Source organism: Parasutterella excrementihominis YIT 11859 (assembly GCF_000205025.1).
GTDB lineage: Bacteria > Pseudomonadota > Gammaproteobacteria > Burkholderiales > Burkholderiaceae_F > Parasutterella > Parasutterella excrementihominis.
Map to the genome: position 1 here is coordinate 1 of NZ_GL883727.1, position 26,659 is coordinate 26,659.

Here is a 26,659-nt window from a genome sequence, read left to right on the forward strand (position 1 = left end):
ATATAGTACAAATAATTGAGAAACCTTTAATTGAAATTTTTGATTGTATCTCTTTTTACTTCTTCCAACTTTCCACAGTTCCTGCTTAAAAGTTTGAAAATAACCGAATAATTCTTTTAATTCAAGTTGTTAGCTATGACTTTGAAACGTTGGCAATAGTTTAAAGGGCCTCAAACCGGCTAGTACTAAACTATGAATAAAAGATCTTATGGTTTACCAGTTCTACCAAGGAGTAAAAAATGGCAAAGGCAATCCGACCATTGGCACCACAAGAAACTGAGAAAGTATTATCAATGCTTTCAAATCTTGGTTTTCACCAATCAAAAATTACTGATAAGCAAATTGAGTTTTCAGGCGACAATTTGCCAACCATTTATTTGCACAATAAGAGAACAAAAGAAGAGCCTCTTATCTGCGGTATTGTTTGTTTTAACCCTGAGCTTGACTTCGAAAGAAATCATTTAGAGGGGTTCATGCATCGGCCTTCTCAATCCGGTGAATTTAAGTCAAAGAATTCAAACTGGACTGCTTTTCCGAAGGATCTTATCAACGGAGGCGCTAATGAAGGAGTGCGAAGCGATTTTGTCTCTCCGGAGCATTTGAAAAACCTTGTTCTTCAAGTCATGAGCTTGTATCGGACTGGAAAAGTAAATTCCAAAGAGAAAAACAATTCACTGTTCACCGCTAGCAATCTCAATAAGAAGTCCCAACCAAAAACCATGGAAAATAAAGAACTCCATGGGGCGAACATAACTAAGTCTCCTCTAGATGACTTCCATACCGAAGCCAAAGTGCCCGAAGGCAAACCTAGGACTTTTTTCACCTACCGCTACGAAAGAAGTCCTAAATTAAGAGCTGCTGTATTGAACAAATTTGGGTATAAATGCGCTGTCTGCGGATTTGATTTTGAGAAAATTTATGGGCAGCTCGGCAAAAATTTCATAGAAGTGCATCATATGATTCCTGTTTCTGAAAAGGAAAGGGAAAATGATGTAAATAATCTTCGTCCCCTCTGCTCAAATTGCCACAGAATGATCCATAGACTTTATTCAAGTCTTGAGCCAGAGGAATATGCCGGAGCCATTGATTTGCTTAAGTTAACGATCAACAAATAATTTCTGAGTTAAGCGATAATTTCAGGCTGTCGAAACAGCCTGAAATTTAAAGAGATTTAGCTTCAAAAGTCCCTATCGAGGCTTCTTCACTCACATAATTGGTCCCGGCAAAAGTCTTGAGCAACGCATTAAGAATGATTGACGCTCCCTTCGGAGGGACAGCCATACCAATTTGTTTTCTTACAGATTCTTTCGAACCGATAAATTCAAAATCATCAGGAAAGGTTTGAATTCTTGCCCTCTCCCGATTAGTTAATGCTCTGGGTTCTTCCCAGTGATAAGTATGAGTCCCGCCGCCGCCCGACCCCGTGACCGTGTAAGCAGGTTTATCAGGATCTAACCTTCTGTAAATCTGAGAGAGACGAGCACCTTTCACCTTAAGCCGCAAGTGTTCGGGCATTCTGTCTTCTGCTTGCCAAACGTTTTCTCCGGGTCTTATAAATTTAAGACGCTCCATCACGACCTTGCTTTGGTTAGTTTTTTCCTGATTAGAGGCCCAGTCAGGGATGTCTTTCAAAGCTTCTTTGACAGAAGTCACTATTCCAGGAGCTTTGGGCACCCTGAAGAAAAGTTTTTCTCCATTCTTTGGCGAGACAAGGTCCCCTCTAATACCAATGAGAATAAATCTATGTCTGGCTTGAGGAATCCCGTATTGCTCAAATTTATAGAGATGAGCCGTGACGTTATAGCCAAACTTTCCTGCGTTGTTTAATGCTTTTAGAATGGTCTTGAATGCGTTTCCTTCATTAGCAGACCGGAGCCCAGAAACATTTTCGGCAAAAAAGAAAAGCGGATTATTGATATTTATATACTCAACACCGTATGAAAACAGCGGCCCAAAATGACCATCCAAGCCTTTACTCTCACCGACATTCGAAAAATCATTGCAAGGGAAGCCATAAAGAAAGCCGTCTGCCTGGGGAAGTTCCTTAGCTATATCGACTTCTCTAATATCTTTGCAGATGCTGAGGGCCTCTTTATGAATACCTGTGAAGATATTCTTTCGATACGTCTCACATGTATCTGAATCGTAGTCTGTAGCCCACAAATGCTTGAAAGAAAGCTTTCCTCTTTTCGTTTGATTAAGAGCTAAACCAATACCGCCCGGTCCGGAGAACATCTCTCCAACTGTTAATTCTCTTGGGCCTTGGTATTGGGGAAGAGGCCTATCTAAAGGCTCTTCGGAGAACAAATCCCCCTGAAAATTGAATTCTTTCCTCGACATCTTAAGCTTCTTGACGTTGGTCCGTAGAACTATAATTCAATTCAGGTATTTCTCCAAATTGATCCGAACCTTCTAACCAAGCAGCAATCTTTAGTGGAAGTTTTTCCCTAGCCTCTTTCGTTTTCATCGAACACTCCCACACCCAAAGGACCCTCCATCCAGCCTTTAGAAGTCTTTCTTTGTTCTCATAGTCGCGGACTTTGTTCTTTGAAAGTTTTATGTGCCAATAATCTTCTCTTGATTTGGGTAAAACAGCTCGGGAACAACCGTCGTGTTGGTGCCAAAAGCATCCTTGAACAAAAATTACCGCTTTCTTTTTTGGGAGAACAATGTCAGGTTTACCGGGTAGGTCTTTTCGATTGATTCTGTAGCGATAGCCAAGCCTAAAGAGCGCAGAGCGTATAAATACTTCTGGGCCAGTATTCTTTGACCTAATCTTTGACATGTTTAGGCTCCTGGCCTCAGAAGATTTATTGTCCATAATTACTATCGAATATAACGAGAAGTTTCAAAAGGATGATCTAAACTGATTTCTGCTCTATCAACGAGTTCTAAGCACTGATCTTTTCTGGCAAACATATTAATCATTTGGTTGCCCATGTTCCTTCTAATAATTTGATCTAACTTTTTAGCCAGCTCTGTCAAGGGGTATAGGATCTCCTCTGGTACTTCTTGGAGGCTCCATATTTCTGACCAATCTATCCGATTCCTATATTTTTTAGAAAATAAATAGATTGAGTAATTAACTATCGTACGAGGATTTTTAAAATTGTCCTCCTTTAGTCTTCGTTCTAAAGTTGAAAATACCATCCATTTGCAAATTAATTCTTTAACCTCCTTAACATCTGGAATCCGTTCTTTTACTCCCTCATTAAACTCCAAGAAAGCTAACTGAGCTCCTTTACAAGCCGACTTGGGTTTTAAGTCCCAGCACAAAGCCGAAACGGCAAGATCAGTTTTATCAAACATCTTTTCTTTAGGATATGTAGCCCTAAAGAGGTTCATTCCCTTCCGCTGGCCAATAAACTTTGCTTCTTCTGCCTTGTAAGATCCACGGGCTCTTTCAAAGAACCAATGATCCCCATTTGAGGTTGTAAGTTCTCGGGATATTTTTTCAAACTCCTGGTAATACTTAACTGAAGCAGATAGATCTGAGGCCTTAATTGCATTTTGTGTGTTAGCTGCGATGGGTATTTGAGCCGCAAAATCAAATCCGTTGGACTCTAGATTCGTTTTCTTTATTCTCACAATTTTTAATGGAACTTGAATCTTTGCGAAATTATCTTTAATCCTCTTTCCCTCTTCCTTTTTCTTCATTCTTTCGGCTGCTTTAAAGGTGTAGTAAAGAGTAGCTGTCGTTTGGCCTCCATTCACAATCTGAAAATTTTTTAGCTTCTTTAATTTTCCTAAGCTAGTTTCCACATCTTCCGCAACCATCACTAATCCATTGTTAAGGGCAACGAAAGTCTCAGGCGCTTCTTTGATTGTGGATTCAATTCCTTTATTGGCTTTTTTATTTCCAAGATAGGCGCGTACATTTTTTTCTATTAATCTGGTTCCGTACGCGGAATAAATTTGAACTAGATAATTTGCTGGGATTGAGGCTAGATAGCAGTCAAATTGGCTATTATCTCCAAGGTTTAATTTAAGAACGTCTATGCCTCCCACAGGCGAAAAGTCGAGAAAACTGTGAGCTCTTTCGGCGTCAGAATCTGCAAGATAACTCAAATCCACCACACGTTGGACCAGCTCTACAGGCTGTCCCCACAACGTAATGTTAGCTCTCTGACTATATTCTTCATTAGCGAAGCGATTACTTAGAATCCATATAAAAACTGAGGAAATCTGAGCTTTATTTTTGATAATTTGGTTGCATACTTCATATGCACTTCTCTCGCGCGACAGCTGATTCTTAAAACTTTCTTCTCCCGCGTTATAAATGAAGTAGTAAGCCTCTGAGGAAAGTTTTTTTACTTCCTCCTTCGTAATCTTTTCTACTTTCACCCTTCTCTCGTAGTCGGTCACAAAAATGTGGAGATCCAACTCTCCATGACCATTTGGAAGAATCAGACAGCCGTCCATTCTCATCCTTTTATCTGACCCTGGAAACACGGCTTCAAATCGATCAATTTCGTTGAAGTAATTCAGCTCATCCTCGGAGGGTACCTGGATAACACTGTTGCTAATAAGTTTATTTAAAACCACATCGGCAAAGCATATTGACTCGAAGGCTCTTTCTGGCTCGGCATTGTCCATTCCACAGGAAACGGCCTCATTGAGATCTTTTAAAGATTGTTCTACTTGTTCAGTTGATGCCATTTAGTTCTCTTTCTCTTAACAAAAGTAAATATTCTTCCTTTGACAAAGGAGGCGTCCAAAATTCGCCGTTCTCAGTGGTCAGCGTAATTTTGTATTTCGCGCTAAGGATTCCATGAATAGATGAGGGAGTAATCCTTGGAAGCTTAGAAACATCGTAAAAGGACATACCTTTACAGACAAACTTATAAAGTTCCTCCTTCTTTTCGATTTGTCCCAATCCAGCCGACATTAATAAAGATTCAAACTCTATAACGTCAAGCTTGTTAGAGAGACGAGACTTAATCCTATCGCCAAGATCGGAAATGTTGACACCATCTTCTTGATTACTGCAAAGAACAGCGGCAAGAAAAAGATGTTCTTCCGGACCATGGTCAAACTGCAGCAATGAATCGACCGTTATTTCAAAAGGATTGTCTTTCAGAGATGTTTTTACTTCTAAGTACTCGCTATCACTGAGTTTAAAATCGTGGCTATCTCTTAAGGGACCTGTCCAAAAATCAGTAAAGCCAGTAGACCTTTGCCCATTAGATAATAAAAATTCCAGAACTGTTAATTCTCCAAATATTCCCATTTGGGCCTTCTGATCTAGCTTCCTGCCGCGTATAGCCATAAATTTCTGCCAAGCTTTGATTCGGGAAATTAATGACTTGAATCTATTCCCGGCATTTTCTTCTTTCGTATCAAAAGAAAGCCCCAATAAATTTGCTGCCAATGAGGAAAAGATGCTCTGGTCTGAACCTGGATTTTTTAAAATTGTTAACTCTTTGCTATCCCCTTCATCTTTAAGTTCCACGGAAAAACCCAGAGAGGAGATCTCTCCCAAACGGACGTTTTTAGGGAATTGAAAAGCCAATCCTACAATGTCATCTTTGAGCCTTATTAATTTGGTTGGATGCCGCCCTCCTTCCATAAGGACGTAACCGTCCAGAACGATTTTTTCCCATAAAGCCTCGATCAAGGAGGCGTTATAAATCTGATCTGTCATTAAAACATCCTCCTAGCCTTCTGATTCAGAAATAGTACTGTTGCCAAAAGCAATGATATTTGAAGCTTCCTCATCCTCCGGCATCCACATAAAATAAGAGACCAAAGGAATATGCCCATCGGAAGTTTGGAGGTCTTTTCTCTCTCTTATGGTTTTAGTGGTTATCAAGTAGAGCTGAAAGAAACCTTCTTGGTTTACACCGTACTTAGTGTCGCTTGCTAACTTTCTCATTCTGCGAAAGACAAGGTTCTCCTTTTGAGAGGATGCTGCGGCGGCTTGATAAAGCGCCGGGGGAACACCAACGTACTCACTCAAACCCGTCTTTAAAATTGAAAAGCGCAGTTGTTTTGCCTCAATATCGTCTGACGAGTACTTGGCAGATTTGCTTCGGTCTACAAATTTGGACCCAGCCTCTTTCTCAGTTTTAGTAGCCAAAGATTTGGGATCTCCTGGAACCCAAACTGTCCAATAATTAATCTTCTCTTTCTCATCCTTCTGCTTTAAATATTCAATCAGCATCTTTTGATCTTGGTCCGTATCTTCCCCCTCCGTTACCTTTGTCGCATGAAAATGATCCAGGAATTCTATGATGATGGATGTGGGGACATTCCTCCACAACCTTCCCTCGGGTCTTTTGTTTTCGTCGTATGGAACGGGGGAAGGCAAAATATTGGCTTCCTCTGCAGAAGAATAGGCTCGTTCCCCAAATTCTTCTATGTTGGAAAGAAGGGTTTTGGCGGCAATCCAGTTGTTTTGAAAAACGTCGTAGTTCAAATCAAAAGAACTTTTGTAAGACACCGGCTTAATTGGCCCCTTGGTAACAACTCTGGCGCTGAGCATTTTGTTTCTTGCTGTTATTCTTAACCCAGGGTGTGCTCGAACTTTCAGGCCGAAGGTCTCCGGGGTGAGATCATGGGAGTTCATCTCATCAATCTGCGCCGTAAAATCTAAAATGGCGTCTGTGATGCTGATATAACGATCAATTACTTCCAAAGGAGCATACAATCGGCATAAGTCAAGATAGCCGTCTCGATAACCGAACCACCTGCCCATCTGCATCAGCGTGTCATACATAATGGAACCGCGGAGAAAGACGCTCACACACAATCCAGGAAGTGTTAGTCCGCGAGAAAGTTTATTCCCGCCTATGAAGAGAACTGCTTTAGGAACCTCTGAAAAAGTTTCTTCGGGGTCAAGATTTTCTTCTTTTCCTTTGCTGCTTTCCCCGTTTACCACTCGAATCTCGATATTAGCGGCAACTTTTCGAATATCTTCAATGATTTCGTCTAGAGAATCAGGCAAGCTCCAGTCACCTACTGTATCAACATCGTGCCTCTTTTCTTTAACTCTTGGAGTGATTTCATTTTTCTGCAGTTCGAAAAGCTGTGCAAGAGTGTCAAGGGAGTCATTACCAAAGATCGAACCGTTCAAATCCGCTGAAATTTCTTCTAGTACCGCACTAACTTTTTGCCTTTGGTCTTTATGATCTGCAATTAAATGAGAAACATGGAAAAGCATTGAGGATTCGAAACGTTCCTTTTGGGAGCCTGAAAGGTAATCGCCTCTTGTTTTAAATCGTCTCCACTTAATAGCAGTAGAAAGAATAAATTGCAGAATCGCTTTTTTTAGCGTCTTTGAAATGAATTTTTTATCTTTTGTGAATTGCTTTGCTTCGGAAGGTTCAAAAATCTCGTACAGCCCTAAACCTTCTTCATTTTCAGTTCCAAAGAGTTCTTTTGGTCCAACATAATTGGCGGGAGAAGCTAAGCGGACAATAAAATCTTTAGGGTATAGGTCTTTGGAATACTCGTCGTTGTCCGCTTTTGAATCAATGAATACATTAGCGAAGGGAGTCGCTGTATATCCTATGAAAGCCGAACGCCTAAAAAGTTTTAGGATCTTGCGAATAAATCGATTAGTTGCTGTAGCTTCGTCAACAGCACTCGTGTTAATAGAAGCTAAGTCCGCCTCGTCATCGATTACAAGAATTGGTCTATCAGAGTGATCCGTCAGCCATTTTTCCAACTTACCTAAAACCGTCGTATTTTTCTTTACGACAAAGAGCCAAGGAAGCTCTTCTGCCGTTATGGGCGTCCCCTTAAAATCATCATCTAAGGTAGTCGCTGATTTCGGTTTTCTTTCATCCGAGTAATCCGGTAGAGTGCCCACACCGACAGGGTCGGAATCAAATTTGCCGCCTTCTAATGTCCGATTATGAAATCCTGTAAAAGCTTGATCTAACCGTATTTGTGTTTGTTGTCTAAGGTCATTATGAATGCCGGACAGGACCACAATAATTTTGTAACCTGCATCTGCTGCCTTACACGCTAAGGCACAATAATTAGCTGTTTTTCCACTCTGGATTGAACCCAGGACAAGGCCGCGGATGTCCCAATCCTCTTCATCTTTTGGATCGTGAAGAACTTCCAAAATTCTTTCACTTTCGTCGTCAAGTTTCTCAACAATACTCAAATTACCCCACTGTTGAAGCAACTCACGATACAGCGGCCAGTAATATCTTTCTGAGATTCTTTGTTTACTAAGCCAATTAGTACAGCGTTTCGGAACTATAACATCAGCTTTGGGTACGATTGCATAGTTACCCAAACCTGCAATGATGGCTTGCTTTTGTTCTTTTATATATTTACGCACCAAGTCTTCATTCATCAAGCCTTTTAGCAAATGGGTGTCGGAAAGTTCATCTAATTTTTTCGTAACCATTTCAATTATTTCTACAATGGAAACTGAATGGCCCTGTCCCTTTAAGCTCTGTAACTCTATCTCGCAATCGCGCTCTACGCTGCCCAAAAGCATAGAAATTAGTCGTTCCGAAGAAATCCCTGTCATTTTTCTATTTCCTTGAGTATTTGTTTGACTTCGTAGGGGTATAAGTTAAATGGAGGTAATTTAAGAATATTGACCGCCTCTTCCTGAAACCTTTCTTCTTTTTTGATTTCTCCAACCGCAGAATGAAGCGCAAGCAATTCATTTTCAGAAAGTTCTTTCCTCGCTCTTTTTAAATTGGAAGGCGAACATCTGGCAATTAAGTCTAAGAAACCTTCCGTTACCTCCTTAGAAACTCCCTTCGAACAAAGCTCCATAAAAATGATCAGAAACGGCTGAGAAAAATCTAGACTTTCAGCTTTTCCCCTTTGTTTAAGCCAAATTCCAGAAGTTTTACCGCTCACACTTCTCGATATGTCATAAAGTTCCTCTGCCTCTTCCCTTGCCGCACGGAGATAAGGTTCAATCCATTTCTTTACTTCTATTGGAGGTATGGCGTTCTTCTTACGGATATCCAGTCTCCAGCCGCCATCAACTTCACCAGTAAAATCAATTTTCGTTCGAATCAGAGATGTTTCCTTAGATTTCGGCATGTTCTTTAAGCCTAGCCAACCCCCGTAACTGATAAGCCGCTTGGAACGATATATGTAAACCCCCTGCATGTTATAAATTTCTTCCTCGGTAAGACTTGAATCTACCTTCAGCATTTCTGGAGAAAGAAGAAAAGTTTCTGCGGTAACTTTCGGCTGCTCAGGCATTGGCGGCCACGCAATTTTTGGGCTCCGTCTGATTAGAGCCATGCTGTCGGGATTAAATGGGTTTAAGGACTCTAGCCTTTGCCCCTGAAACCAAATGTTCGTATCGCCGTCTTCTAGGAATCTATGAAAGATTAAACGAAGGTGCCTTCTAAGGGACATAAAGGAGGCATTGAAGGATTCCTTATCTTTCCCCCTCAAAGCTTTTACTTCAGGCCAATAAACTAAGGTTCCGCTTTTTAAACTTTGTTCTTCTGATCGAAACCTCATTTCGGGGAGACAATTTGAATGTTCAATTAATTCCCATCTGTCTTTTTTTCTCACTAAATCCAGATTCCATTCAAAACAGGAAGCTTCCTGATCACTTTTAGACCTTACAACCAAGCGATCACTTTGAGATAAAGAAGCCGTTTTCAAGCCTAGACCAAATTGCCCCAAATCAGATATTTTTCTTGTTTGCCGAGGATCAAAAGAACCAAATCTCATTGCCCTCAATAGTTCAAGCCGCTTCATTCCGCATCCATCGTCTTCAATTTTGAGAAAGACTTCTTTTGACTCATGAAGCGCAAAATCCACGTAAATATTTTTAGCTCCCGCCGCAATGCTGTTATCGAGAATGTCAGCCACCGCGCTGTTGAGATCATAGCCAATCGAACAGAGGGACGTTATGAGATTCGAGGGACTAGGCGGAGTCTCAAAGGTTTTATCTTCCATTTACCGCTCCGTACGACTGAAATATTCAGCCATGATTTCATAAAGAAGCTTTCCTCTTTCGACCAGAAGATGACCAAATCTTCTTTCCAGGTCTTCTTCTGATTCTTCATGACTTCTCCAGGCTAAAAATAGTTCTTTTGCTTCCTGAGTAATTGGCATATCTGAAATAGCTGATTCAAATGATTTTTTTCTCCTTCAATCGGCGTAAGTATCCCTTCAGTACCAAAAGGGGACGCGGGCAATGGAGGGGGACAGGAAATAACTTCCGGCCCCGGGGATCCAGCCTCCCCTTTTGGCTCTTCCCCTTCACCAAAAGGAACCTTCACACCCTCCGTACCAAATGGCGAAGGCGGTATTTTGGGGGTTCCTTGGACAACAGGTACTTCAGTAGGGCCTATTTCATCTCCGGTGTTTTTCTTTCCTTTTTCAGGATTTCCATTGCCTGTTTCACCGAAAGGTGATTCTGGTATCGGTGGAAGCACTGGTATTATTTCCGGTTCTGGCGATTTATTCTTTCCAGCCGGAACGCTTTTTCCTTGTCTTTTTGTTTCAGGCAGCTCGCCTGTTGGCTCTTCGCCTCCATTTTTGTCGTTTCCGCCGCTTAGCTCTTGGAGGTATTTATTTGTTTCAATCCCGCCCCTAGACCTAAGGAAACTTGCCATTTCCTCTCTTTCTGCGAATAAGGAAAGATCTACGAGGTTATACCCTAACGACCCAGTGAATTCATTCCAATCTGGGTTCTCTTTAATGAAGTAATCTATAGAAGAAATGTTACCGATCCCTACCGCACCCTGAATAACAGCAGGGAGTGTTCCACCAAAAACCTCACGTTTTTGATAATACTTTTTGACGATTGGCTTAACGTCAAAACACAGAGATTCAAGATCTGCCCTGGACAGCGGGACATATACCCCATAACGCAGCATTAACTCAATGGATTTTAATTTTTTCTTTTCAAGAGCCCATAAAAACAAGTCCTGCACTTTAAAATTCAAAAAAGACGCTCGGAGACTGAAAACTCTTGGATCACTGAACAACTTCTTAAGTCTCTCAGTGTCCTCTTTCAGTACGAGCCTTTGTGCAACTTGAAAACTAATATTGTAAATTTCTGGAAATAAAATCTGCTGAAACCAAGGTTCGAGAATATCCTTGTGCCGAGAATGCTCAACAAATTGAGCTAATGTCAGAAGAAAAGATTCGTTCTCTTCTCGAACTTGAAATAACTCTTTGTTTCTATGAATGAATGGGATGATTTCATCAAAATCTGCATTTGCGATCCAGGCATTGAGATCTACAGATGGGAATTTGTTTTCTGTTAACACAATAAACTAGCCCCTCAGATCCAACTCATTTTCTATCTGGCTGCATGAAACAAAATAATCTCCTGTTTCAAATACTTTGCTTAATTCGTGGGCAAGCTCCCTATCGCCAATTTTCAAAAATCCGTCTTCTCTTCTTTCATTCAAATCAAGCAATGCATTGACCGTCACAGCCGAAACCGGCCGTCCAAATTTTTCGGTGCAGTCTTTCAGTGAAGATAAAACTGACTCCGTACCGCGGCTAAAACCACCGGCAACGTAAAGAAAGAAACCACAAGGATGAACGTTGTCTATCTCTTCTGAACAATCCTTGTAGTAAGTTTGAAGCTTGTTCTTATCGGTTAAACCAAAGCTATAGGAAGAGGTTGCCTTAGTATCGCCTAAGCCGCAAACCGTCATCCCATCCTCGTAGATGTAAATATCTGGGAAGCCTCCATCACGTTTTTTCTTTGACTTCAACTGACCAATGTGGCGGGACTGTTTAAATCCCAAATTTTTGAGGATATTGGTAACGCCTTTTTCAAGCGTAAGAGCTTCTTTTCCTCCAGACAGGGAGGCTCTTATGAGAACATCACGTTCGAGCGTCCTTTGACGAGGAATTATTGATTCAATCCGAGAGTAGATGTCTTGCTCAGGTTTTCCTAAATTCCCGGCTAAGCCTTTTACAAAATTCTGGATGTCTACGCCGTAGGGATCTTTCTCCATCGCCGATATGAACAGATTCCTCGCCATTACAGCCAGACCATCGAGTTTTTCCGATTCGCCTACGTTCTGAACTCCTCGTTTGCTGTCGTACCTGCCGTAAAACTGCTGCCACCTGCTCTCGTCGCCGGAAACAAGAGGATAAATTTTTTGTTCATTTAGATAAGGCTGAATCTCTTTCCGAAGCTTAGAATCCTCGATTAGAGAAAAAGTTTTATCTTCGTCCTCATTAGGTTTTATTAATAGAGCTGCACGAAGATAGTTAACTGCCGTATTCGCAATTTCAAACGCATCCACTATGCCAAGCTCAAGATCGCGTTTATCTCCATCTAGCAAGTCAGAATGATCCCTTTTTGGAGTTCTTACAAGGTCAGGATCGGTAATGACAGAAGAAAGGTCATTGTCGTTAGACCTAAGTTCAATAATTTTTGATACGCACAATTCAAAATCTGAATCTGTATGTCCAAAGACCACGGGCACAGTAATGTCTTTGCAGGAAAGTTTGTATCCGAGCCGCTCTTCGTTCAGTAATCTAAGTAGAAACTGAAAAGGTTTAATTTTTAAAGTCGGAGAAATTCGTACATTATTTCCTAAGCCATAAACGGATGGATACTGCATTCTGAGAAGTTGACAGCGAAGGACTTTTAGCGGATTTTTTCCGGCGATTACTGACTTACCCGCCTTTGTTGGATAAAATTTTTTATCTTTTCTCCAAAAAAGACCGAGGCAGGCAAGCTGAGCAAGGTAAGTTCGAAAGCCGCCTTGATTTGTAGATCCGTCTTCGTTTTCTTTTCTTTTGACGCCTAATTCACTCAGCTGTTTATAGAGTTCATCCTGAACATCCTGAGACTGAACATCGCCAATGCATACTTCCAGCGCACTTGAAATCTGTGTTAGTTTCCAAGGTTCGATTCTTCGAATATTTCTAGGAAACATCCACATTGTTCTAAATTTTTTAGATTCCATAGTTAAAAACCAACATCAAATTTTCCGGCTCGAAATTCCTGATAATGAAGAGACAAAAATTCTTTGTTTATCGGAGTCCTTGTATCTAAATCTATCTTTATCCCTTCCAACGGCTCCAAAAAATTATCCCAAAATTCTGTTGACCGTTGCTTTAAACTTTCTGCAAACTCAACTGTCCCGTCAGGAGAAATTCCCATAAAGTTCTTGTCATAAGCCTCATGGAAGAAAGGATTTAAGGCAATACCGTTCCCTATCGTAAGTCTGTCAGCTTCACCGGCTGACCAAGAAACAATATGTGCCGCTTCCAATAACTCAGGTGTCCTGCAGTGAGAAATAAGACAAGTATTTCCACAATTTGCTAGCACGGCGTTGCGAAAATATCCTTGTCCGACTCGTCGCTTCACTATTGAAACAGCCTCAGTCTTTCTGATTTCCGGAAGGATATCTACACCAAGTATGACTTCTAAGGCATGACTTTTATCAACAGGAGAACAAACGGCACCAAAAATTGATTGAACGGCATCCGATAGTTTTTCCAAATCCACACTTCCCGAATCAGGGTCTAGGAATCGCTCCATAACCTCGGTGTCGGTTCGACTTCCGTGAGAAAAGCCTCTAGGCCCTTCTCCTGCGTTCCTGTCGATGGCCCTAAAATTTGCAAGCTTAAATGCTATGGCAGAAGAACTCCTTCCAATGTAGGCGCTTGCATCTTTCAGCATTGGATTAGTTCCGGATATTTTTGTGGCAGGAACACGATAATAAAGAGCCAGCGCAAGTGTGAGCTCCCTCTCATTCCAATTTGAATTCCTGCTCATAAATAACCTCGAGACTTCGCGATTGGTTTTACATTTAGTTATATTTTCAATAGTGTATTACGAAGTGGTAAAGCTGTCCTCCCTGCGCTGAGTTTCTTGAGCGCGATGCTTCAAATGCATTATTTTTAAAATTTTCTCCAACCATCTATGAGTAGGAAATCGAGTGGGATATCCACTCATTAAAATGGATGTCTTCTTTTGAGAGAGATTAAACTGTCGCTCTGTCTAGTCTCGCTAAGCGATCACCTCTGTCCAAGGCAAAGTCATGAGAAAGTTATGAAAACTATTGAAGTTGTTGCTGCCATTATTCATCACGATGGAAAGATCCTCGCTACACAGCGAGGATATGGTGACTTTAAAGACGGATGGGAGTTCCCGGGCGGAAAGATGGAAGCCGGAGAAACAGCCGAACATGCAATTGTTCGCGAAATCGAGGAAGAGCTCAATGTAGAAATTCGACCCGAAAAGCTTCTTCATACTGTTGAATACGACTATCCGAACTTCCACTTGACGATGCACTGCTTTATCTCGGTCATTACTAAAGGAACCATCGAGCTGATTGAGCACGAAGACGCAAAATGGTTAAAACCGGATGAGTTGGATTCCATTGCTTGGCTTCCGGCTGACGTGGAAGTTGTCGAAAAGCTCAAAATCTATCTAAAAGAAAAAAACGAACTCTAAAGAGTTAGTACGGACTTATGCCAACGTCCGTTGGCAAAGTCACATTCAGTGCCCGACGGACAAGGCTAACGTGAAAGCCTTATCTTTGTTCGGCAGGAATTACTTTTCAGCCAATTTATTGAGGTTTTCCTGGGCGGCGATCAAGTCAATGATGCCGAAGGCCAGTTTTTCTACTTTCGTATCAGGAGAGTAATCCGTCGGTGCAATGTAAGAACAACGATTGTCTGCGAGAAGCTGACCGGCCTTCTCTTTCTTTCGCGCCGGATAAACAGCAATAGAAAATCCGCCCTCTGCCTTAACGAGCTTCATGCAGGGTACATCCGTATCACCGTCTCCGAAGTACACCATCCTTCTGAAAGGTACGCGCCGTTCATCTTGCGGAATGTATTGATTTACTTTCTTGACGTCCGCTAAATCTAATGAATCCTTGTTGATACGGAAAATATATTGCGTCTTAGTCGTGAAATTCACTATCTGCGCTGGCCAAATCGGCTTTCCATAAGCATCAAAAATGAAGGCCGATGCAAAAATTTTTCTGAACTCTTTAGCGATCGGTGTTCCTTCGATGATTTCCTTCAGACCCGAAGAGATAATAAAGTGCTCGACTTTTAAGCCTTTGGTGTGAGCGTATTCATTAATTCGCTTGAACCAAGTTTCAACGCCGGGAAACAACTCCACAGTTTGCCCGAGCTTGATGAGGTTTTCCTTACTAATGTTGAGGGCCCTGCTTTCCGTTTCCTTGATCATCAAGTGCATGTAAGCGGAAATCGGATCCATCTCGAACTTCCTCGCCTCTTCATTGGATTTTCTCCAGAATTCCGTACTACTCTCGCCTAACTTATCCAGGAAGCCATACTCCTGCATATTTCCAGGCGACAAAGTTCCGTCAAAGTCATACATAAAAGCGACAACAGGTTTGTTCAAACGCGTACTCATAACACTTGGTCTTTGGGAGAAAAGCTCTGGAAACTATAAAGCGAAAGCTAGAATCGCTTCGCTCAATCATACCCGCGATGAACGATATTACCAATAACAAGTGATGCTCCTATCCTCTGAAGCACCTGCTGACATTTGCCGTATGCTTTCTTTATTTACCAAAATGATTTTCTGTCCCCACAATTTCACTGAAAGGAGTCCACGCACGGTAAATGTTTCGTCAGATATAAACTTCCGGCGGGACCAAAAATTCAACAGTCAATTTCCACTAATTTATCCCTAAGCCAATATGCAAATGTTCTGTGTTTTCTCGAGGTCAGCAAATTTTGATGAATGGCGATAAATGTAGGTTGTTCTCCAACATGCCAATCAGGCAAAATTTTAACTAACTCCCCTTTCTTTAGTTCCGCTTTGCATAAAGGGAGCGGCATATCAAGACAGAGACCCGCACCATCTAAAACGGCCTTCTTTATGGTCAAAATATCAGCGGACAACAATACATTTTCGCCTGAGATCAGAAAACGTTCTTCACCCCTTATTAATGCACTGGGACTGGTTCGATTTTCACCGTCATACTGATAAATCGTATGCTCTTTTAACTGTGCAGGATCATTAGATACAGGATTTCTCTTAATATAAGACGGCGCTGCTATTGAAGCATATGTCACCTTACCTCTCGGGATTAAAAAGATCTCGGGTGAAGATATTTTTCCCGTTACACAGGCAATATCTGCGAGATTATTTTCGATATCAGCTATGGAACCGTGGCCTGCCAATTTAAAAACGACCTTAGGGTGGTACTTTCTAAACTCTGTAATCAACTTAATCATATAAAGTGAAAGACCTTGAGCGACAGAAACCCTAATCTCACCCTCAAATAAATAGTTAACTGATACCAGCTCCGAAATAATTTGCTGATGTTTCCTGAGATGCGGACTCATCAGCTGCTGGGCTTTTTTTCCAAACTCGGTAAGTTCTAAGGGTCTCGTTTTTCTAAAGACTAACTTCTGACCTAACGCTTTTTCTAATGTGTCTAGGTTCCGTGTGATCGTAGAAAGATCACTTTCAAAATAATCAGCGGTAACCTGGAAATTTCTTGTATTCGCCAGAGAAAGAAAAATTTTCCAGCTGTTTAAGTTGTCGAGTTTGTTCATTATGAAGTTTTCTTTTGGCAAGAAATTTGTAGCGATATTCGTCGTTTTGGGGCGAAAACTCTAACAAAAATTTAACACCGTTTACTTGCAATTAATGCAAGTCCCGACCGAACTCATCCTATAGATGAAAAAAGAACAAACGCTAAGAATAGAGCCCGTGCTCAGATCAGAAACGAGCCAATGCCTCTAAGGAGAAAAACATATGACAACACGTCGATCATTCTTAAAAACTTCATCATTGACGGCAGTCGCGGGCCTAGGTGGTGTTGCAGAAGCAGTCTTCGCTAATACTACTCTGCCCTCTGCCTGGGACCTTAGCACTGAGATCGTAGTTGCTGGTTCCGGCCCCGCTGGAATGGGTGCAGCAGTGACCGCTATTGACAACAATGCAAAAGTATTAATTTTTGAAAAGGGAAAAAATTACGGCGGCTGCGGGGTCATCAGCGCCGGAATCTTGAAGCTTGAAGGCGGAACACGTTCCCAAAAAGCTGCGGGAATTCAGGATTCTGTTGAACAATACTACAAGAGACTGACAAATCCTAATGAAGATTTAAGCAGAGCGGAACGCATGGGAAACCAGGAACTCCTGGCTAAGAAAGTCGAACATACTGCCGCATTTGAAGACTGGGCCATTAACCATGGAGTTAAATTCCGCCCCGGCCTTACAACAGCAGGAGTTGATTCACAGCATCCAGGTATGTGGCACCATGTGTGGTGGAAGGACGGAGGAGAAGGAAGAAACATGATTCCCCCGAACAAAGACGGATACGTGACCTGTGCCGGCTTGATGCTTCCGCTGAAGGAATATTTTGAGAGCAAAGGCGGAAGAATATATCTTGAACATAAAGTAACTTCTGTTATTAAAGATGCTAACGGCCGTGTTATCGGTGTTGAAGTACTCAGTCCGAATGGAAAAATCTTAAAAGTCCTGGCAACAAAGGGTGTGGTTCTCGCTGGCGGCGGCTTCAGAGGAAACGTGCCGATGCGCATGCTCTTTGATGCCAGAATGACAAAAAACATGATTGCAACCGGAGAGCCTTTCGTCTTCCAGGATGGCAGTGCGATCAAAGTCGGCGTGAAGGCAGGTGGCTTTATGGTTCGAGACGGCAATCGCCCACATAGTAATTTCCGTCGAAAGTTTGGAACGATCCACTATAACTTCCCTCTTAATTCGCCCTATGGTGCGCCTGGATTAGATGTTGCAGGAAACCGATGGAATCAAATTATTTTCACCAATAAAAACGGTGATCGCTTTGTTCAGGAAGTTGACAAATGGGATCTGGGCACGGGATATAACTTCTATGACTTAGCCTTGGCTCAGCCGGATCAGCTTATTTGGACGATTTTTGACGACGCAACGGCAAAGAAATATCGCTGGAGTACCAAACCACCGGTTTGTGAAGAAGGTTTAGCTTTTGATGCAAACACCTTAGATGAACTCGGAAAATTAACCAATCAGCCTAACCTTGCTCAGACCGTGGAGCGTTATAACAATTTTGTCGATACGAAGGCTGACAGCGATTTTGGCAGACCGGCTGCAACAATGACAAAGAAGATCGAGAAAGCTCCGTTCCATGCGGTCAGGTGTGTACTAGCAGTCCATAACATTTCCGCCGGATTGGCAATAAATGGCGACGGTCAGGTCATTGATATTGACTTACAACCTATCCCCGGACTTTACGCTGCGGGCGAAAGCGCCGGTGGTATCGGTGGAGGTGTCACTGGTTCTATGATCGTCGGACAAATTGCTGCAGAGCATTTGACTAATAACTAATCCAATGAGAAAAGGCGGGGTTTCCCCGCCTGAATACCCATGAAAAAACGTCCACTCCTCTTTTTTTTGAGTCTTATCCTCGGACTAACATTTGCAGGGCCGGTTTCTGCGCAAAACGCACAACAACAAATAACCAAGGAGCAATGTTTGGCTTGTCATGGTCTAACATTTAGCGAGTTAGTGAATAAAAACATCCAGGTTGAAAGTGATACAGGCCCGGTAAACCCGCATGTATTCCTGCCCCACAATGATCCGAACGGCGAGGTGACGGAATGTACAAACTGCCATCAAGTGCATACAACGCCCCCTCCTAAAGGATATAAAGATGATCAGGCATCCCTTGAGACTTGCTATTCATGCCATCATAACTATGAACTAAAAAAATGTTCATCTTGTCACGATAAGTAGGCCTCCTGGAGATGAATGCCAACCGCATCGCAGTCAACACTGCATGTTTGGAGATCGCCGCTTGCTTTTTTTATTTTTCCAGCTTGAAAAGGGAAAACTTAATAGAATAACTCGGCGCTGGGTCGACTTCTCAGCGCCGAAGTTTTAATTGATAACTATAAGGTGTTGCTCAATGACAGCCACAAAAAAATCCTTCTCTCTGATCTAAATTAACGATCATTCCTCAGCATACTGAAGGACGGTCGGGCTCTCGACATCAACACCGAATTCCTTTGCTCTCTTCAAAATTGCACGAGCCAATTCGGGTTTCAATTCTTCAGGGCAATATCTGAAATAAGCTTCAGCTGCTCTGACGTGTGCCGCATCAGGCATCGGGTATTCGCGTCTTTCGGGCAATCCGTATACAGATGTCGGAAGTTCTTCTTTTTCTGCATAACTTAATCTGTCGCTCATGGTTCCTCCCATATCAAAAATGTTCCGAGTATAGGAGTTCGATAAATTGTCTCAGTATAATTTTGAGCATAAGTGGGCACACAAAAATACAGACCTCAACCATGTTTTCCTTGCCATCCTTTTTGCTTTATACATTCGTAACGTCCATCACACCTGGACCCAACAACATCATGTCTATGTCTTTGGGGCTCAAGGTCGGATTCAAAAAAACGCTTTATTTCAATGCCGGTGTCCTCACCGGGTTTTGCATCATTACCCTTCTGTGCGCCTTCTTTTGCGCAAAGTTAAACGAATGGATTCCTGAAATCCGTTTACCCATGTTGGTGCTGGGAACGCTTTATCTCATCTGGCTTGCCGTAAAGATTTTGAGAAGTACATATGACACAAAAGCCGTTGAGCCGAAAAAAGGACAAGCGTATCTCTCTGGTTTGTTACTGCAGTTTGTAAACGTAAAAGTAATGGTGTCGGCCATCGTCTCCATCCAAATGTTTGTTCTTCCGTACTATCAAAGTACAGAAGCGCTTGCAGCGTTTGCGATCTTCATCGCGATCGCCGGAACAAGCTGTAATTTGGTTTGGTCTGGATTTGGATCTGTCGCTTCGAGATTATTTGCCAATCACACAAAGCTGATAAACACAATTTTGGCTATTTCGTTGGTTTTCTGCGCCGCCGGTTTTTGGTTCTAATCAACTTCATTCAGGCAAGCTCCCTCATTTGTTTAATTCGTCCTTTCTATATGACCCTACTTCCTTATTGTTATAAATTCAATAAATTATTCATTAGAGGTTAATTAGAAAAGGCATAATCCAGCCCGAAGAAATGAGAGAAATTAGCCGCCCGTTAAAAAATTTACTCTAATACGAGCAAAAATCGGCGCTAACTGTCATACAAAGAGATAAAGATACAGAGGGGAATTTTTAGTCTTCTTAAAACCGAACTTTGTGTAAAAACTGGCCACTTCCGGTGTTTTTGCATCCACTATCAAAGCCCGCACCCCAATATCCTCTCTAACTTTTAGTGCACTTCGAACAGCGTGACCTAAAAGAGCTGAGCCAACTTTATTACCTTGAAACCTTGATGAAACTGCGAGCCGAGCAATCTTTATTGCTGGTATGGGATAACGGGGAAGACGCCTCAGATCAGAGGGATTCAAGTCCTCAATGGAAAGTGATGAAGAGCATAACGTGATGAACCCTAAAATTTCTTCTCTTCTTTCTGTGTTAGCCAAAACGTGAGTTGTTGATTGACTAATTCTTTGATTTTGTGCTGCGTATTTTTTCAAAAAAACGTCAAGTTCCTCATTTCCGCAGGAAAACTGTTGTCTGTTATGAACGGCTGGTTCAAGTTTTTCAAAAACCAGCATTCAAAGCTCCGTTTTTCTCAATCTGCTCTGCAATTGTCATGGCCTCTTGAAGTCTCTTATTCGGAACAAAACCGTTGTCGAGTACAGAAAATAATTCCCTTACTTCTCTACCGGAAAGAACATAGCGATCATTTTTGCTTATGGTGTCTTTCGCAGCTGAGATAGCGGCTTTTCTTATAAAAGCAGATAAGGAGGTTCCGTCTAAAGAAGCGGCCAATTGAAGAAAAGCTTTATCTTCCGAACTTAATCGGATGTCACATCTTTCAAGTGCAGTTGTTGTCATATTCTACCACCTCATATTTTGTACGTAATTATACCGTACACAATAGAATTCCGTACTCCTCTTGGGTAAGCAAAGCTATGAGGTCTTACTCAGTGGCTCTAAAAATCAAAAAGTTAAACGTAACCAGTTAGTGCCTCCAACCCCGACCTTTTATTATTAACGGTCCACAGGGCATTTTTTGTTCTCTTCAGGATATTCAATGTGTTATGCGTTCAAAAGACATGCTTTTTATAAAAGCGAATGGTTCGGAAAAATCCCGTAAATTCGGAAAATTCCTCCAAACTGAACTTTTTCTTGGTTTCCATCAAATCTGTCAGATACGTTTCCTCAAACTTCGGAGTTGTCGTACACCCGTTTATGACACTATAACTGTCATGAAAAAAAATAAAACAGCAGAAAAAAGAGGACGGGTTTTAGTCGTCCTCTCAATAATTAGTGAAACTGATCTTCGGCTTAATTTTGTTTCTGGGGAAGAATCTTCTTCATATTCCACAGCGTGGCAAAGGCCGGCGCCATATCGACGTCAATCAGCTTGCGCTGGAGATTTAAGAGATCACGATACAGCTTGGTGTTTTCAGCACGCGGCTGGTAAGACTGATCGATCTGAAGAATCTTCGAGAGTTCAGGAATGATTTCCGGAACATCTTTAACGGCATAAGCCGCAAAGATGCAGTTCGTCACAACAGCGCCGCCCGCATTCTTATAACGAACAACTTCGGCGTCGAGCATGTCGGACTTGATTTGGTTCCAGAGCGAGCTGCGGCTTCCGCCTTCGGCAACCGTCAAACGCTGAAGGTCAACACCGGCAGAGCGGTAAAGATCGCAAATTTCCATGTAGTCAAAGCCGATGGATTCCAAAACCGAACGCCACATCACAGACTGATCGTCATCAAGCGTCAAACCCAGGAAGCAGCCGCACTTCTTATTGTTGATATCCTGACCGCCGGTAAGGTACGGAAGGAACAAAACACCGTTGGAGCCCACCGGAACCTGGGCGGCGCGATCATTCAGATCGTTGTAGTAAACCGCGTCATTGGCCTTGTGGCAGACATTGTCTTTAAACCAGCGCAGAGCTAAGCCCCCGGTACGAATCGTGCCCCAGTAGAAATAAGTGTCAGGAAGCGATCCGGAATTAAAGATAAGGTTGTTGCCCTTCTTACTTAACTCAGGAATGATGCCCTTAGTCGAAACGCAGAACATCGCGCAGGTACCAGCAACGTCAACGCCCTTGCCTGCTTCATAGTTTCCGCAGCCGATCATGGACTGCATGGTGTCCCCGGCGCCGGCACAAATCGGTGTGCCTTCGGGTAAACCTGTTTTTTCTGACATCGCTTTTGTTAGGCCGCCAATAATGTCCCAAGGTTTGAGAATACGCGGCATGTATTTTTCGTTGATGCCGAGAATTTCGAGCTGTTCTTTGGACCATTCTTTCTTCATAACGTTGTAGCCCAGACCCCAGCCGGACATAGCGCCCCAGTCGATAAAGGCATCTTTGCCTTTTAAGCCGGCTAAGTGAGAAAGAATGTACGGAGCGTTGTGCATGAACTTAACGCCCTGCTGCTGGAATTTGGTGTTGTTTTTCAGGAACCAGCGGGCAAACATTGCCGGGAACATCGTGCAGGCTTCCGGATTTCCGGTTTCTTTAACCCAGATGTCCAAGTTCATGTCATTGATGAAACGTACGTCATCATCGGTACGTGTATCGAGGTAATTAATATAAGGGGTGATCGCGTCGCCCTCTTCGTTCACACCGGCGATACCGCAGATAATGCCGTCGCCCATAACAGCTCGCACGTCTTTGGGATCGTAGCCGAGCGCTTTAATGTCATCGACACAGCGTTTGATGCATCGAACCGTAATGTCCAAAAACTCATCCAGGTCCATTTCGACCCAGCCGGCATGCGGATAACGAAGAATCGTGGGCAGACTCTGTGAAGTGATGCTCTTGAGATTCTCGTCATAGACAGATACCTTAACGCTCTGAGTTCCCGCATCAAAGCCTAAGTAAAGTTTGGACATTACAGACTCCTTCTTATTAATTTCGTTTTCTAAATAAGTCCGTCAGCGCGGCGGTCAATTCTTTCCAAAGCTTTCAGGCTCAGCGCGCCAGCGAAATCAAGATGACTCCTGTCATCATAGCAAGAACACCCGCCGTCTTTAAAGGCGTAACCTTTTCATGAAGGGCTTTTGCTCCGATAAATAAGGCAAGCATCATGGAAACCTCTCGGGTTGGTGCGACATATGCGAGCGGCGCGTAAAGCAAAGCGAACAAAACCAAGAGGTAAGCAGCCGGATGTGCAATACCGATGTAAAGTGCGTACTTCCAACGCTTTTTAATGTCTTCTTTAAAGCTTTTACGCCCCGATTCCTTGGAAAGAATCCCAGGGCCTAGAAGAAAGAGCCGAACCGCCATGCCGGGGACGTAATACATTAAAGGCGTCAATCCGATCAGCTGAATCGCAAATCCGTCCAAGCTCGAATACGAAGCAATAAACACGCCCGTCAACACACCCCAGAACAATCCTTCGGATAATGAACTCTTGAGCTGCTTGTCTTTACCCGGCATTGCGAGCAGCACAATACCCAACAGAACGCAGGCAATTCCGGCAAACCCCAGCGGTGCAAGCTTTTCTCCAAAAAGAAAAACCGCCACTAAAACCGTAAACGCGGGGCCCGTGCCTCTGGCGGTCGGATAAACAACGGAATAATCCGCCTTTCGATAACCAGTTTGGAGAACAATCGTATAAATGACATGAAGCACTGCGCTGAGAATAATCAGCAGCCAAAGTTCAAGCGGAAGAGACAAAAGCCTTTTGAAGTCCACTAAATACAGCAAAGGCATGTAAATCAAAAAGGCAAAGGTCTCGTAAAGCAGGACAAAAGACGGACCTCCTCCGCTCTTCTTAGAAACGAAGTTCCAAGAAGCATGCAGTACGGCCGCGAAGAAAACCAGCGCCAGTGCTATAGCATTCATTTGACGTATTCGATAGGATCTTTAACACCATTGGCTTCAAAAGCGGCTTTACGATCAATGCAGGTGCCGCATTCTCCGCAGGCCTTCTCGCCGCCGTCATAGCAAGACCAAGTCAGCTCATAAGGAACTTTTAACTCCAGGCCCTTAGCAACGACCTGTGCTTTGTTCCAGCGGTTCAGTGGCGCACGAAGTGAAACCAAACCGTAAGTTCCGATATTGATTGCCTGATCCATTGCATTATTAAAGCCTACAGAGCAGTCGGCATAAGCGTTGCCTGCTGCATCATCAGCATGGGCCCCGATCCAGATTTCGCATTTTTCTTCCGGGAACAAGGATTGAGCCAGTGCCGCTCCGGCTGAAAGCATTAAGCCGTTTCTAAAAGGAACGTACGTCGAAACCTTGCCCTCTCCGTTTTTAGAGATCTGTTCGGCATAACTTTCATGGACGGGCTTTTCCGTGCTAGTAGATAACAGGGAGCAGTTGCTGAAAGAAAAGATCTGAGTCAGGTTAAAAACAACGTGTCTGACACCGTAATAATCTGCGACCTTCTGAGCGCTTTCTAACTCTTTGCAATGTCTCTGACCGTATTCAAAGGACAGAGTAACGACGTTTTCTTTGCCTAATTCATGGACGGCCATGGCAAGACAAGTCGTGCTGTCGACACCGCCGCTGCTGAGAACAATGGCTTTCACCGTTTTTCCTCGACTAACTATTAATGAGTGTTTGGTATTTTAATCAGCGGCTCTGCAAAATTCCCGCTGCCAAAACAACTCAGTCCGCCTCTGGGACGGACTGAATTGACCTCTTCTTAGTTTGAACTACTTGATTTTGAATTGGATTTCAGCGGGGAATCCTTTCACCAAGTCACCGGCCTTTACGCCTCTGAAAGCGTTTTCTTTATCGACACCGGCTTTGATCGCTTTTTCAATCAAAGCCTTATTATCAACTTCCGGTGTCTTGCACATTGCCGTGTTGACCTTAAAAGCCGCGTCCCCGGCAATCGCATTCACCGTAGCACCGCCCTTAAAGTCGGTAATGACGGCACATGGAAGCGCTTTTTCAAGTTCAAGAACTGCTCGGCTTCCGGCGTGAACGGCATTCGTGTTGCCGTAACTTCCGTTGGAATGGCCGCCGGGGCCGGTAATGAAAACTTCATAAGTTGCGGCAGAAACCGCTGATGCTGCAAAGGCGCAAACTAACGCTGCTAATAATTTATTCATGTCTGCCCCCTTATTTGTACAGCTCTTCAGTCGTGCGATTGCCTTTGGGAGAAACCAACGGCGGAACAACCTTTCCGTCGGAAGTATGGTATCCGGCAGCCATAAGTCCCATCAGAATCATTCGATAAACGCGTTTGCCTTCGTCCTGGCCGTTTCCGGGAATGCCCCATTCATACCAAGCATGTCCGCCGCCACCGCCTGCATTCGTACCAACGTTGAAGTTAACCGTCGGAACGCCAACCGCTGCAGGAACGTTGTCGTTGAGCGATGCCGCTCGCTCGTTCAGTTTTTCACGAATATCAATGCCGGCTGTGCGGGCAGACTGCCAGAATGCCTGCATAGCAGGATCGTCGTAATTCTTGCGTTTATGGGCGGGACGATCGCCGAACCAAACCAATTCCATCTTCACGGCTTTGGCGTCTCCGTCTTTCAGACCATATTTGGCGTTTTCCTGCTGGAGTGCCTTTGCGAAAGCAGGTTCAATCTTGCTGCGAATATCTTTCAGCGGTCCGGGTGTCGGACTTCTCATATCGACGAGAAGTGTGCACTCTTTGCTTCGTTCACCTTCCGGCGCCGGTGTGCAGGAACCAACACCTACGGTGTAAGTCGTTCTTTCTGCTTTTTTATCCAGATCGTAGGGAGTTTTCAGATTGGAAATCATTTCAATGGCACGGTTCATAGCCATTAAAGCGGAAGGCTGGTTTGCGCCGACCTTCACTCCGGCAGGTTCCGAGTATTTAATTTCGAAACGGTAAGAACCCAAGTAGTTAACCGTTCCGGAACCGGGAGATGTACTGTCAGCGCCGAAGTTAGCAACGAAGTTCAGAGCATTGTTGCCTTTGCCGGTGTCTTGGTTATAACCGTAAAGCTGCTTCATGCCGCAAAGGTTGCCTTTGCCCTCTTCACCGGTCGTACCGCAAATCCAGATGTCATAAACCGGCTTGATCTTATATTTGTTGAGCATGTAAGCGGCTTGCATGACAGCTGCCGTGTTAATCATCGCGTCGTTATAACCAGGAACATAAATTCTCAGAGCGCCGCGACCCAAAGCGTCTTCATAGTCGTTATAACGCTGATAGGCTTTTTTGTAATTGGCGTCTTCAATAATCTTTCCGTCTTTATCGAAGTGGAGTTCATCTGGCAAAGCGGCAAGTTCTGCCTTTGTCTTAACCAATGCGTCAGAAGCTTTCTGAAGCTTAACCGGCACGAAGGGAGCTGAAGCCGGCGGCAGTTCCGCAGGATTCACTGTGTCAATGTGACCTTCTAAGAGGACCTTAGGAAACTGGCCTTTGTAAGACTGAGCATCTTTTTGCTGGGAATAAGTGCCGGGAATTCTGACGCAGGCGTTATATACAGGCAGACCGTCAACCTTCTGAAGTCCAGCACCCTTGATGATGCCGTCGATACGCGTCATTACCTGCGCGGGAGAGAAGCCCCATTCTTCGGTGAAACGACGCATCAGTTCCTGCTGACGGCGCATTTCTGATCGGGACGGAGATGCAATTCGGACGATTTCCATTTGAGTATTGAATCGCCACTTTTGTCCTTGAGGACTCGTGAGCTCTGCCAACATTTTCTGCATCGGAGCATCGGCGTTAATCATGTCAGCAGCTTTTTTTGCTTCAGTACTGACTGTCGGAGCCGCAGCTATAGCTGACAAGGAAACGGCCGACATGACGGTGAGTAAAGAGAGTGTTCGAATGCGCATATTTCT

Annotated in this window: 24 protein-coding genes; 5 read left to right on the forward strand and 19 right to left on the reverse strand. The window is 43.4% G+C overall.

Features of this window, described 5'->3' with window-relative positions:
• Positions 1–239 precede the first annotated feature (239 nt).
• Entirely contained in the window at positions 240–1,115 is an 876-nt protein-coding gene (locus tag HMPREF9439_RS12930; protein ID WP_008864454.1) for an HNH endonuclease, read from the forward strand.
• Positions 1,116–1,161: 46 nt separating this feature from the next.
• On the opposite strand, the gene HMPREF9439_RS07880 is transcribed toward HMPREF9439_RS12930, so the two are convergent.
• The 9 genes from HMPREF9439_RS07880 to HMPREF9439_RS07920 all read right to left on the reverse strand — a co-directional run bounded on the left by HMPREF9439_RS07880 (position 1,162) and on the right by HMPREF9439_RS07920 (position 13,699).
• Complete coding sequence (locus tag HMPREF9439_RS07880; RefSeq protein WP_008864455.1) at positions 1,162–2,340, reverse strand: DNA cytosine methyltransferase; 1,179 nt, start codon at positions 2,338–2,340, stop codon at positions 1,162–1,164.
• 1 nt (position 2,341) lies between these two features.
• Entirely contained in the window at positions 2,342–2,821 is a 480-nt protein-coding gene (locus HMPREF9439_RS07885; protein ID WP_008864456.1) for a very short patch repair endonuclease, read from the reverse strand.
• Positions 2,822–2,826: 5 nt separating this feature from the next.
• Positions 2,827–4,659 (reverse strand): AIPR family protein, encoded by a 1,833-nt coding sequence (locus tag HMPREF9439_RS07890; RefSeq protein WP_008864457.1) that lies wholly within the window; start codon positions 4,657–4,659, stop codon positions 2,827–2,829.
• Positions 4,646–5,644, reverse strand: a complete 999-nt coding sequence (locus HMPREF9439_RS07895) for a PD-(D/E)XK motif protein (protein ID WP_008864458.1) — start codon at positions 5,642–5,644, stop codon at positions 4,646–4,648. The genes HMPREF9439_RS07890 and HMPREF9439_RS07895 overlap by 14 nt, the downstream gene beginning before the upstream one ends.
• A 12-nt stretch (positions 5,645–5,656) precedes the next feature.
• Positions 5,657–8,491: a Z1 domain-containing protein gene (locus HMPREF9439_RS07900; RefSeq protein WP_008864459.1), complete on the reverse strand. Its 2,835-nt coding sequence runs from the start codon at positions 8,489–8,491 to the stop codon at positions 5,657–5,659.
• On the reverse strand, positions 8,488–9,897 hold the full coding sequence (locus HMPREF9439_RS07905) for an ATP-binding protein (protein WP_008864460.1): 1,410 nt from the start codon (positions 9,895–9,897) through the stop codon (positions 8,488–8,490). The genes HMPREF9439_RS07900 and HMPREF9439_RS07905 overlap by 4 nt, the downstream gene beginning before the upstream one ends.
• 122 nt (positions 9,898–10,019) lie before the next feature.
• Positions 10,020–11,219 (reverse strand): hypothetical protein, encoded by a 1,200-nt coding sequence (locus tag HMPREF9439_RS07910; protein WP_008864461.1) that lies wholly within the window; start codon positions 11,217–11,219, stop codon positions 10,020–10,022.
• Between the two features lie 6 nt (positions 11,220–11,225).
• Positions 11,226–12,884, reverse strand: coding sequence for a restriction endonuclease (locus HMPREF9439_RS07915; protein WP_008864462.1), 1,659 nt, complete (start codon positions 12,882–12,884; stop codon positions 11,226–11,228).
• Between the two features lie 2 nt (positions 12,885–12,886).
• Positions 12,887–13,699 (reverse strand): HNH endonuclease, encoded by an 813-nt coding sequence (locus tag HMPREF9439_RS07920; protein WP_008864463.1) that lies wholly within the window; start codon positions 13,697–13,699, stop codon positions 12,887–12,889.
• A 276-nt stretch (positions 13,700–13,975) separates the two neighbouring features.
• Between HMPREF9439_RS07920 and HMPREF9439_RS07925 the strand changes: the two genes are divergently transcribed.
• The gene (locus HMPREF9439_RS07925) at positions 13,976–14,380 is read left to right on the forward strand and encodes a (deoxy)nucleoside triphosphate pyrophosphohydrolase (protein WP_008864464.1); all 405 of its coding nucleotides are present in this window, start codon (positions 13,976–13,978) and stop codon (positions 14,378–14,380) included.
• 99 nt (positions 14,381–14,479) lie between these two features.
• Here HMPREF9439_RS07925 and HMPREF9439_RS07930 read toward each other — a convergent pair whose 3' ends face one another.
• Positions 14,480–15,316: an HAD family hydrolase gene (locus HMPREF9439_RS07930; RefSeq protein ID WP_008864465.1), complete on the reverse strand. Its 837-nt coding sequence runs from the start codon at positions 15,314–15,316 to the stop codon at positions 14,480–14,482.
• Positions 15,317–15,567: 251 nt separating this feature from the next.
• Positions 15,568–16,470 carry a LysR family transcriptional regulator gene (locus tag HMPREF9439_RS07935; RefSeq protein ID WP_008864466.1) on the reverse strand — a complete coding sequence of 301 codons (903 nt, stop codon included), beginning with the start codon at positions 16,468–16,470 and terminating at the stop codon, positions 15,568–15,570.
• A gap of 202 nt (positions 16,471–16,672) precedes the next feature.
• Between HMPREF9439_RS07935 and HMPREF9439_RS07940 the strand changes: the two genes are divergently transcribed.
• Together HMPREF9439_RS07940 and HMPREF9439_RS13660 are read left to right on the forward strand one after the other, a co-directional pair.
• A complete protein-coding gene (locus tag HMPREF9439_RS07940; RefSeq protein WP_040603524.1) occupies positions 16,673–18,244 on the forward strand; it encodes an FAD-dependent oxidoreductase in 1,572 nt (523 codons plus the stop codon).
• Positions 18,245–18,283: 39 nt separating this feature from the next.
• Positions 18,284–18,652 (forward strand): cytochrome c3 family protein, encoded by a 369-nt coding sequence (locus HMPREF9439_RS13660; RefSeq protein ID WP_155165408.1) that lies wholly within the window; start codon positions 18,284–18,286, stop codon positions 18,650–18,652.
• Positions 18,653–18,868: 216 nt separating this feature from the next.
• On the opposite strand, the gene HMPREF9439_RS07945 is transcribed toward HMPREF9439_RS13660, so the two are convergent.
• Positions 18,869–19,105, reverse strand: a complete 237-nt coding sequence (locus tag HMPREF9439_RS07945) for a hypothetical protein (protein ID WP_240141200.1) — start codon at positions 19,103–19,105, stop codon at positions 18,869–18,871.
• Between the two features lie 101 nt (positions 19,106–19,206).
• On the opposite strand from HMPREF9439_RS07945, the gene HMPREF9439_RS07950 reads away from it, so the two are divergent.
• Positions 19,207–19,791, forward strand: a complete 585-nt coding sequence (locus HMPREF9439_RS07950; RefSeq protein ID WP_040603525.1) for a LysE family transporter — start codon at positions 19,207–19,209, stop codon at positions 19,789–19,791.
• Between the two features lie 197 nt (positions 19,792–19,988).
• Here HMPREF9439_RS07950 and HMPREF9439_RS07955 read toward each other — a convergent pair whose 3' ends face one another.
• The 7 genes from HMPREF9439_RS07955 to HMPREF9439_RS07985 all read right to left on the reverse strand — a co-directional run bounded on the left by HMPREF9439_RS07955 (position 19,989) and on the right by HMPREF9439_RS07985 (position 26,653).
• Positions 19,989–20,468, reverse strand: a complete 480-nt coding sequence (locus HMPREF9439_RS07955) for a GNAT family N-acetyltransferase (protein ID WP_008864470.1) — start codon at positions 20,466–20,468, stop codon at positions 19,989–19,991.
• Entirely contained in the window at positions 20,455–20,751 is a 297-nt protein-coding gene (locus HMPREF9439_RS07960; RefSeq protein ID WP_008864471.1) for a type II toxin-antitoxin system TacA family antitoxin, read from the reverse strand. The genes HMPREF9439_RS07955 and HMPREF9439_RS07960 overlap by 14 nt, the downstream gene beginning before the upstream one ends.
• 453 nt (positions 20,752–21,204) lie before the next feature.
• Positions 21,205–22,770 carry an FGGY-family carbohydrate kinase gene (locus tag HMPREF9439_RS07965; protein ID WP_008864472.1) on the reverse strand — a complete coding sequence of 522 codons (1,566 nt, stop codon included), beginning with the start codon at positions 22,768–22,770 and terminating at the stop codon, positions 21,205–21,207.
• Positions 22,771–22,849: 79 nt separating this feature from the next.
• Positions 22,850–23,725 carry a DMT family transporter gene (locus HMPREF9439_RS07970; RefSeq protein ID WP_008864473.1) on the reverse strand — a complete coding sequence of 292 codons (876 nt, stop codon included), beginning with the start codon at positions 23,723–23,725 and terminating at the stop codon, positions 22,850–22,852.
• Positions 23,722–24,417 carry a 7-cyano-7-deazaguanine synthase QueC gene (gene queC / locus HMPREF9439_RS07975; protein WP_008864474.1) on the reverse strand — a complete coding sequence of 232 codons (696 nt, stop codon included), beginning with the start codon at positions 24,415–24,417 and terminating at the stop codon, positions 23,722–23,724. Before queC ends, HMPREF9439_RS07970 begins: the two co-directional genes overlap by 4 nt.
• Before the next feature lie 126 nt (positions 24,418–24,543).
• Positions 24,544–24,945: a peptidase dimerization domain-containing protein gene (locus HMPREF9439_RS07980; protein ID WP_008864475.1), complete on the reverse strand. Its 402-nt coding sequence runs from the start codon at positions 24,943–24,945 to the stop codon at positions 24,544–24,546.
• A 10-nt stretch (positions 24,946–24,955) separates the two neighbouring features.
• On the reverse strand, positions 24,956–26,653 hold the full coding sequence (locus HMPREF9439_RS07985; RefSeq protein ID WP_244862416.1) for a zinc-binding metallopeptidase family protein: 1,698 nt from the start codon (positions 26,651–26,653) through the stop codon (positions 24,956–24,958).
• Positions 26,654–26,659: the final 6 nt, after the last annotated feature.

What these genes read in the sequence shown, in the direction of transcription:
- HMPREF9439_RS12930 (WP_008864454.1), top strand. Translation starts at nt 240, where the DNA reads ATGGCAAAGGCAATCCGACCATTGGCACCACAAGAAACTGAGAAAGTA.
- HMPREF9439_RS07880 (WP_008864455.1), bottom strand. Translation starts at nt 2,340, where the DNA reads ATGTCGAGGAAAGAATTCAATTTTCAGGGGGATTTGTTCTCCGAAGAG.
- HMPREF9439_RS07885 (WP_008864456.1), bottom strand. Translation starts at nt 2,821, where the DNA reads ATGGACAATAAATCTTCTGAGGCCAGGAGCCTAAACATGTCAAAGATT.
- HMPREF9439_RS07890 (WP_008864457.1), bottom strand. Translation starts at nt 4,659, where the DNA reads ATGGCATCAACTGAACAAGTAGAACAATCTTTAAAAGATCTCAATGAG.
- HMPREF9439_RS07895 (WP_008864458.1), bottom strand. Translation starts at nt 5,644, where the DNA reads ATGACAGATCAGATTTATAACGCCTCCTTGATCGAGGCTTTATGGGAA.
- HMPREF9439_RS07900 (WP_008864459.1), bottom strand. Translation starts at nt 8,491, where the DNA reads ATGACAGGGATTTCTTCGGAACGACTAATTTCTATGCTTTTGGGCAGC.
- HMPREF9439_RS07905 (WP_008864460.1), bottom strand. Translation starts at nt 9,897, where the DNA reads ATGGAAGATAAAACCTTTGAGACTCCGCCTAGTCCCTCGAATCTCATA.
- HMPREF9439_RS07915 (WP_008864462.1), bottom strand. Translation starts at nt 12,884, where the DNA reads ATGGAATCTAAAAAATTTAGAACAATGTGGATGTTTCCTAGAAATATT.
- HMPREF9439_RS07920 (WP_008864463.1), bottom strand. Translation starts at nt 13,699, where the DNA reads ATGAGCAGGAATTCAAATTGGAATGAGAGGGAGCTCACACTTGCGCTG.
- HMPREF9439_RS07925 (WP_008864464.1), top strand. Translation starts at nt 13,976, where the DNA reads ATGAAAACTATTGAAGTTGTTGCTGCCATTATTCATCACGATGGAAAG.
- HMPREF9439_RS07930 (WP_008864465.1), bottom strand. Translation starts at nt 15,316, where the DNA reads ATGAGTACGCGTTTGAACAAACCTGTTGTCGCTTTTATGTATGACTTT.
- HMPREF9439_RS07935 (WP_008864466.1), bottom strand. Translation starts at nt 16,470, where the DNA reads ATGAACAAACTCGACAACTTAAACAGCTGGAAAATTTTTCTTTCTCTG.
- HMPREF9439_RS07940 (WP_040603524.1), top strand. Translation starts at nt 16,673, where the DNA reads ATGACAACACGTCGATCATTCTTAAAAACTTCATCATTGACGGCAGTC.
- HMPREF9439_RS13660 (WP_155165408.1), top strand. Translation starts at nt 18,284, where the DNA reads ATGAAAAAACGTCCACTCCTCTTTTTTTTGAGTCTTATCCTCGGACTA.
- HMPREF9439_RS07945 (WP_240141200.1), bottom strand. Translation starts at nt 19,105, where the DNA reads ATGAGCGACAGATTAAGTTATGCAGAAAAAGAAGAACTTCCGACATCT.
- HMPREF9439_RS07950 (WP_040603525.1), top strand. Translation starts at nt 19,207, where the DNA reads ATGTTTTCCTTGCCATCCTTTTTGCTTTATACATTCGTAACGTCCATC.
- HMPREF9439_RS07955 (WP_008864470.1), bottom strand. Translation starts at nt 20,468, where the DNA reads ATGCTGGTTTTTGAAAAACTTGAACCAGCCGTTCATAACAGACAACAG.
- HMPREF9439_RS07960 (WP_008864471.1), bottom strand. Translation starts at nt 20,751, where the DNA reads ATGACAACAACTGCACTTGAAAGATGTGACATCCGATTAAGTTCGGAA.
- HMPREF9439_RS07965 (WP_008864472.1), bottom strand. Translation starts at nt 22,770, where the DNA reads ATGTCCAAACTTTACTTAGGCTTTGATGCGGGAACTCAGAGCGTTAAG.
- HMPREF9439_RS07970 (WP_008864473.1), bottom strand. Translation starts at nt 23,725, where the DNA reads ATGAATGCTATAGCACTGGCGCTGGTTTTCTTCGCGGCCGTACTGCAT.
- HMPREF9439_RS07980 (WP_008864475.1), bottom strand. Translation starts at nt 24,945, where the DNA reads ATGAATAAATTATTAGCAGCGTTAGTTTGCGCCTTTGCAGCATCAGCG.
- HMPREF9439_RS07985 (WP_244862416.1), bottom strand. Translation starts at nt 26,653, where the DNA reads ATGCGCATTCGAACACTCTCTTTACTCACCGTCATGTCGGCCGTTTCC.